Origin of the sequence: Acinetobacter sp. 22323 (assembly GCF_052044895.1) — a bacterium.
Taxonomy (GTDB): Bacteria; Pseudomonadota; Gammaproteobacteria; order Pseudomonadales; family Moraxellaceae; genus Acinetobacter; species Acinetobacter schindleri.
In genome coordinates, this window is record NZ_JBQEOL010000012.1 from 90,897 (window position 1) to 97,331 (window position 6,435).

The 6,435-nt window shown below is 42.7% G+C and carries 8 protein-coding genes and 1 pseudogene; 4 read left to right on the forward strand and 5 right to left on the reverse strand.

What is annotated here, in order from left to right:
• Positions 1-16: 16 nt before the first annotated feature.
• Complete coding sequence (locus ACTJIX_RS09775; RefSeq protein ID WP_440611411.1) at positions 17-799, reverse strand: class I SAM-dependent methyltransferase; 783 nt, start codon at positions 797-799, stop codon at positions 17-19.
• Between the two features lie 113 nt (positions 800-912).
• On the opposite strand from ACTJIX_RS09775, the gene ACTJIX_RS09780 reads away from it, so the two are divergent.
• The 3 genes from ACTJIX_RS09780 to ACTJIX_RS09790 all read left to right on the forward strand — a co-directional run bounded on the left by ACTJIX_RS09780 (position 913) and on the right by ACTJIX_RS09790 (position 3,552).
• Positions 913-2,184 (forward strand): hypothetical protein, encoded by a 1,272-nt coding sequence (locus ACTJIX_RS09780; protein ID WP_440611412.1) that lies wholly within the window; start codon positions 913-915, stop codon positions 2,182-2,184.
• Positions 2,185-2,305: 121 nt separating this feature from the next.
• A complete protein-coding gene (locus ACTJIX_RS09785) occupies positions 2,306-2,503 on the forward strand; it encodes a hypothetical protein (protein ID WP_004813413.1) in 198 nt (65 codons plus the stop codon).
• Positions 2,504-2,598: 95 nt separating this feature from the next.
• Positions 2,599-3,552 (forward strand): 2-hydroxyacid dehydrogenase, encoded by a 954-nt coding sequence (locus ACTJIX_RS09790; RefSeq protein ID WP_440611416.1) that lies wholly within the window; start codon positions 2,599-2,601, stop codon positions 3,550-3,552.
• A 39-nt stretch (positions 3,553-3,591) separates the two neighbouring features.
• Here ACTJIX_RS09790 and ACTJIX_RS09795 read toward each other — a convergent pair whose 3' ends face one another.
• The 3 genes from ACTJIX_RS09795 to ACTJIX_RS09805 form a co-directional block, all read right to left on the reverse strand.
• The gene (locus tag ACTJIX_RS09795; protein ID WP_440611413.1) at positions 3,592-4,110 is read right to left on the reverse strand and encodes a hypothetical protein; all 519 of its coding nucleotides are present in this window, start codon (positions 4,108-4,110) and stop codon (positions 3,592-3,594) included.
• 99 nt (positions 4,111-4,209) lie between these two features.
• Positions 4,210-4,716 carry a hypothetical protein gene (locus ACTJIX_RS09800; protein ID WP_440611414.1) on the reverse strand — a complete coding sequence of 169 codons (507 nt, stop codon included), beginning with the start codon at positions 4,714-4,716 and terminating at the stop codon, positions 4,210-4,212.
• Between the two features lie 223 nt (positions 4,717-4,939).
• Positions 4,940-5,329, reverse strand: a complete 390-nt coding sequence (locus ACTJIX_RS09805) for a hypothetical protein (RefSeq protein ID WP_004813407.1) — start codon at positions 5,327-5,329, stop codon at positions 4,940-4,942.
• A 177-nt stretch (positions 5,330-5,506) separates the two neighbouring features.
• Between ACTJIX_RS09805 and ACTJIX_RS09810 the strand changes: the two genes are divergently transcribed.
• On the forward strand, positions 5,507-5,827 hold the full coding sequence (locus ACTJIX_RS09810) for an ATP-binding protein (protein WP_440611415.1): 321 nt from the start codon (positions 5,507-5,509) through the stop codon (positions 5,825-5,827).
• On the opposite strand, the pseudogene ACTJIX_RS09815 reads toward ACTJIX_RS09810, so the two are convergent.
• Positions 5,788-6,435: pseudogene (locus tag ACTJIX_RS09815) on the reverse strand (IS5 family transposase); the annotation flags it as partial. The gene ACTJIX_RS09810 and the pseudogene ACTJIX_RS09815 overlap by 40 nt on opposite strands.

Sequence of the window (6,435 nt, forward strand, 5' to 3'; positions counted from 1 at the left end):
TCCTGTTAAAGTTTTATCAAGGCGTTAGAATTTTTTGAAAGATATAGACATGGGTAATATAAGGGAAGTCAATCTGTTCATCAGGCTGCTTGCCAGTATGTTCTCGTATGATCTGTTCAAACTGAGATTTGAGCTGCTGCTGTGCATCATCAGACTGGGCGGCGATAAAGCTGGTCGAGAGCAGACGTTTGGACACCACCTGTTCTACAGTTCCGGAATGAAGCTTTTGCAAAGTCGTTTCTGCTACCGGACGAAACAGCTGCTGATCCTGGAATACATCGCGCCACTGACCACTATGGTAGCGTGGCGTATCGCCTTCCATGGGGAGAATAAAGTCTGCCAGAGCTTTGACCCAGTCGACATTAACATCACGCTGGTTCCAGATCAGGACCAGATAGCCCTGATCTTTCAGAGTCCGATGAATTTCCTTAAGGCTGTCGAAATTGGCGAACCAGTGAAAAGACTGTGCGCAAAATACAGCATCCATCGAGGCATTTTCTAGCGGCAGGGCGTCACTCATCGCCTGCAAGGTCGGAATATCTGGATGAACCTGCTTGAGTTGCGTTAACATCTCTGCGACAGGATCAACCGCCAGAATATGCGAACTGAGTAATTTCAGTAGGGGCAGGAATTTACCGGTACCGCTACCCAAATCAAGTAATTGGGCATGATGGGGTAAGCCAAGCTGCTGTTGCAACCAGGGTACTAATGCTTCAGGATAACTTGGGCGCACCTGCTGATAGCGCTCGGCAGCGCTACTAAAAGCTTGTTGTGCAGCAGGATGTAATGATTGTGTCATATTTTGCGCTTTTTAATCTTGGTCTTCGCTATAAAATAGCATATTCATTTTTGCATCGTTTTGCGCCATTGAATTTGTAATGGAAGCGTTCGTTTTACAGGCATGGGAAAGTTATGGAAAAACAAATCGTCTTTGAAGATGAGCACATTCGCGCGATCTTTATGCCGGGTTCATCTTCAGAACTGATCTTCTCCTTTGGAGATCTGATTACCCGTGCCAAGGGAACCACCATCAATGCAGAGAAGTCGCTGCAAAAGTTTGAATTCAATGTGCTCGGGATTATGCCCAAGGATAAATCCTGGTTTCCACAAGCGTCTATGCAGGCCATGCTGGACGCGATTGCTGAACTGATTGCACCATTTGAGCAGCGTATTGCCTATGGCGGTTCAATGGGCGGTTATGCGGCGATTAAATATTCCAATGCTCTGGATGTACAGCGCGCCGTAGCCATGGTGCCGCAATACTCGATTGATCCGGAAGATGTGAAAGACGCCCGCTATAACATGTTCTATCAGCCGGAACTGAATGGCGAGATGCGCATTACTAAGGCAGATGTCAGTGAGGATCGTGAATACATTATTATTTATGATCCGCACTATGCCCAGGACCGTGCGCATTATCATAAGCTCAGAGAAGTCCTGCCGCCACATCACGTATTGCATCTGGCCTTTACCAATCACGATGCGATTGCCGTGTTGGCAAGCTCCGAACTGGTGAATGATTTCCTGCTGCATGAATTTGATGCCAGCTATTTTTATCAGAAGATGCGCCGGGTCAAAAAGAACAGCAAGTTTTATTACCGTAAGGTGATTGAAAACCTGTTACCACGGCATCGGATGGCTTTGGGCCGTATCCTGAAAAATAATGACCTGCAACTCGATTCACAGTTTTTTGATGCCAATCAGAAGCAGACCATTTTGCGCGAGTTACTCAGCAATAAACAGGTGGATCAGCATGATCTGATGAAACTCGGCATTCAGGTCAATCTGCCACAGGAAAACCGTCAGATCCTGCTGGATATCTATGGGCATGGTCTAGTGTTCAATGTCATCAGTAACAAGATTGAAAGCTATGCCGATCAGGCGATTGCGCTGAACCATAAATTCCTGATTCCGATTTATGCGCGCGGCAATGGCCTGTTGACCATCAGCTTGAATGACGAACGTTATCTCGTCATCATGAATGACCGTCATATGATGAAGCTGGTCAAGGAACAGGAACCGCTTTCGGTCGGAATGCACCCAATTCTGATGAAACGTTATACAGATTTCTATATGTTCAGTTATAAGGAATTAAGTCTCAAAACTGATGAATACGGTGCAGCGGCGTTTGTTGATGACAGTGACAAAAATACGCACTTTGTGACACGCAGTGAAGCAAATTAATTTGAAATATCACTTAAAAACAATGGCTTGACTTATTGTTTTGCTGGCATAAGATGTAGTTATGCGGTATGGATTTTTCATCACCGCACGCGATCGTTTTCGTGAGAAGGGGGTACATCTTATGCAATCTACACAGTTCGCCACCATATTTTTAATGCTAACTTTGGGCTTGCCCAATCTGGCATTCGCCAAAGACAGCGTACACCCGACCATTATTTTCCTGAGTGCAACTATCGTATTTTTGATGATTCTGACCGTTTATATTGTTTATAAAATTCGTCATTCTGTGCGTAACCATCTGGATAAACCACTCGATTAAACAAGGCAGGATAAAGTCTAAAAAACGGTTGAAAACCCTGTATGACTTGTTTTAAATGGCAGGATAAATTGTCTAACAGGATTGAGGGTCAGGCCGTGAAAGCCGTATATTTGGATTATGCTTCTCTAGATCAACAGGATCTTGACTTTCAGGCGCTGCATGGCGTATTTGACGAGTTAACATTATACCCTGCTACTTCTGTGGCTGAACTTTTGCCACGCGTGCAAGATGTCAATGTCATCATCACCAATAAAGTCATGGTAAATGCCGAAACCATTCAGCAATGCCCTCAACTGAAACTGATTTTAATCTCTGCGACTGGCACCAATAATGTCAACCTGGCCGCAGCCAAAGCACGCAATATTGTCGTGTGTAACTGCCAGGCCTATGGCACTTCCGCTGTCGCCCAACATACCCTCATGTTAATGCTGAATCTGGCGACGTCTTTCCTGCCTTATCAGCAAAAATTACAACAAGGCGAATGGCAAAAGGCGACGCAATTCTGTTTGCTGGATGCACCGATTGTAGAACTGTCTGGTAAGACTCTCGGCATTGTGGGTTATGGCGAACTGGGTAAAGCTGTCGCCAAATTGGCAGAAGCGTTTGGTATGAATGTGATGATCGGATCATTACCCAACCGTCCGGGGGATGCCTCACGTGTACCATTCGCGGAGTTATTGCCACAGGTTGATTTCCTGAGTTTGCATTGCCCACTGACTGAAGATACCCGTAACCTGATCAGCCATGCCGAGCTGGAAGCCATGAAATCCAGTGCCTTCCTGATTAACTGTGCGCGTGGCGGTATTGTTGATGAAGCGGCTCTGGCACAGGCATTACGTGAAGGCAAAATCGCAGGTGCTGCCACCGATGTACTGACGGTAGAGCCGCCGAAAGAGGGCAATATTCTGCTCGATCTAGACATTCCGAATTTGATCGTTACACCGCATAATGCCTGGGGCAGTGTCGATGCCCGCCAGCGCATCGTGGATCAGATGGTGGAAAATGTTAAAGCCTTTCAGGCGGGCCAGCCGATTCGCCAGGTGAACTAAAACTTATCCATAACAAAAAAAAATGCTGATCGAATTTGATCAGCATTTGTTTTTGTTTTCTGGGCTAATGTATTTAGACCATAATTTAGAAAATTCGTCTTGTACAAGTTGGGAATTTGGATTGAAGACTATTTCCTGATAAATACGTTTGGACTCAGGTGTATTCTTATCAGGGAATTGACCATAAGAAGTTCGATAGTCGGTTTCAAATATGTAAATTAAGTGATTTTTGTGAAAATAAGCAGTGCGATAGCTATAAATAGTTTCGCCATAGAGACCAATCGTTAACTTGCACATACCTGGTAATTGATAGAGATTTGCCTCATTACCTTCAGTAGATTTAAATTCATCTTCCTCCAGATATCCAATGTGCTGAATTTTTTTACCTTCAGATTTATGAGTATACCGATTTGAAGTAGAAAGGCTTGGGACAGGGGATAATTCATTATGGACTTCGGTAGGAGAAGTAACCCTTTTACCAGAAACCAGTAAAACGATATACAGGATTGAAACACCAAATAGAATACCGACTATAAAGCTGAGGAGCACCTTTTTCATTTTTATTTTTCTCATTATTTTAACTAAGTATAAAGAAAGTTTTGAATATCTTCATGCTCAAAAAAAGCCCATAAAGGGCTTTTTTTAATATCCTATTTTTTAGAGATCATCCACTGCATAACTGGTTGCACCACCTGAACTGGATGGTGACTGCGGTGTAATGCTTTGCGTTGCTGTTGAAGATTGGCTTAAGGGCTGCTGCTCAATCGGGACTTGCTGTTGCTGATTACCGCGCCAGACATCTTTGGTCTGCTGGATTTTCTGACCGGTTTGCTGAGCCACTTGCGTTGCGCCTTGGTCTACTTTTTCAATGGTGGTGGCTGCGGTGGATTTGGTATTGTCCCAGGCACGATCCACACCCGGCTTGATCTTGGCAATGCCTTTTTCTGCTGCTGCACCCACTTTTTCAGCGGTATTGATTACACCTTGTTGGGTTTTATAAGCAAATACATGCAGCAGATTGGGATTATCACCATAAGTAACAATCGGTTTTGCATCTTGCTGCGTTTCACTGGCTTGAACAGTCTGGATAAAAATAGGCGCACACATTAATAATGCGGTGCTGAGGATCTTGGTTTTTTTCATCGTCGTTTTTTTCAGGGTCATAAGGGATCGACCTCGCAGATTGGGATAACGGTCTTGATTCTGTTTTCAGTGTAATGGACGGCAATGTAAAAACAATGAATATTCTGTGCGATTCACTTAAATGATCCGAGAAAAAAGGGAGTAAAGCTGGCTGATCTCAAGAATAAGTAGAGAATAAATTTGATAGGAAGATTATTTGAAAGAGAAGCTGCCCCATATTTGATGTAAATATAGGGCGTGGTACTTAGTTACACTGTTCGATTGCTTCTTTGGCAAAGTGATTGCGTAGTGCCAGGAAGTTCTTTTGAGCAGTTTCGCTGTGCAGGTCAAATTTTTGTGCAGTGCTGGTATTGTCACGCTGGAAAGTTGCTGAACCGGCATCAATCAGGGTCAAACCTTTAAACGACCATTGTTCAATTACGCGGCTGCTTTCAAGCTGACCTCTAAATTCGATCACGCATTTATCCATGAACTTAGTCAGTTTTGCACTGTTGTTCGTCGTTTCAGGATAAACTTCAAGATTCTGTACTTCCTGTAATACGCCCAGTTGGAGTTGAGGAACAGTCGGTTGAGATGTACACGCTGAAAGGGCAATACCCGCAAGACCAGTCAAAATAAGAGCTTTAAATTTCATATGATTCTTTCTTGTTGAGTGTTGTTAGGTTGAGTATATGAAATATACATGAATATGCCTATACATCTTAAAGCTGTATAACAATTAAAATTATTTATTTAGTTAAACATTTAATTATGGTTTGGAATGTTTTAGAGTGAATAAATATTGGATTTTTTGATAAAAAAATAGGTTGGTATGGCGATAAAAAACTATAAAGACAAATATGAATTTGGGAAGCATTTAAATAGGGCTTTATCACCTTCTTCTCCAATTTCTAGTATTGAATATTTATATGGCCGCCAGAAAGAGCTTACTCAAATTGAAAGAGCTTTAATGTCGAAAGGAAGAAATATTTTTATTTTTGGTGAAAGAGGAGTAGGTAAAACTTCTTTAGCGAAAACAGCAGCAAACCAGTATCAAAGTTCCGATCGTGAATTTATTGATGTTTCATGTGCACCTGATACTAGGGCGTGTCCTCATTTGGCTTTACACCAAATAAACATGCAAGCAATGTAAATCATAGACTGGTAATTTCGTGCAAGCTTATCAAATCGGGTTGCAATCGCTCGGAAATGCTTCAATCTCGCAAACACATTTTCAACTAAATGTCTTAATTTATATAGATATTTATCAAACTCCTTATTCGATCTTTTACTATTTGATCTCATTGGAATAATGGGAATCATATCCTTGTTCTGGGCATATATTCTAATGTGCTCAGCATCATACCCCTTATCAGCAATGAGATAAGTTGCCTCGCCTACAGTATCAATCAGTTGTTTTGCAACTTGACTGTCGTGGACGCCACCCCCAGTGATTTTAAAATCAATCGGTAATCCATTCGCGTCGGTTGCAAGATGTATTTTTGTTGTTCGTCCACCACGTGATTGTCCAATTGCTCTTTCGAAACCATGCCGAGCTCCACTTGCATGTTGATGCACGCGTATGTAGCTTCCGTCAATGAATACCCATTCTTGATCCAAGACGCCTCGTAATCTAAAAAAAATTTATTCCACAATCCCTTGCTTGCCCAACGATTAAAACGATTATAAGCAGTTTGCCAAGGACAAAATTCTTGAGGAATATCACGCCATGTGGCGCCTGTACGCAGTTTCCATAAGATC

Coding starts and splice junctions, on each gene's coding strand:
- ACTJIX_RS09775 (WP_440611411.1), bottom strand. CDS start 799: ATGACACAATCATTACATCCTGCTGCACAACAAGCTTTTAGTAGCGCT.
- ACTJIX_RS09780 (WP_440611412.1), top strand. CDS start 913: ATGGAAAAACAAATCGTCTTTGAAGATGAGCACATTCGCGCGATCTTT.
- ACTJIX_RS09785 (WP_004813413.1), top strand. CDS start 2,306: ATGCAATCTACACAGTTCGCCACCATATTTTTAATGCTAACTTTGGGC.
- ACTJIX_RS09795 (WP_440611413.1), bottom strand. CDS start 4,110: ATGAAAAAGGTGCTCCTCAGCTTTATAGTCGGTATTCTATTTGGTGTT.
- ACTJIX_RS09800 (WP_440611414.1), bottom strand. CDS start 4,716: ATGACCCTGAAAAAAACGACGATGAAAAAAACCAAGATCCTCAGCACC.
- ACTJIX_RS09805 (WP_004813407.1), bottom strand. CDS start 5,329: ATGAAATTTAAAGCTCTTATTTTGACTGGTCTTGCGGGTATTGCCCTT.
- ACTJIX_RS09810 (WP_440611415.1), top strand. CDS start 5,507: ATGGCGATAAAAAACTATAAAGACAAATATGAATTTGGGAAGCATTTA.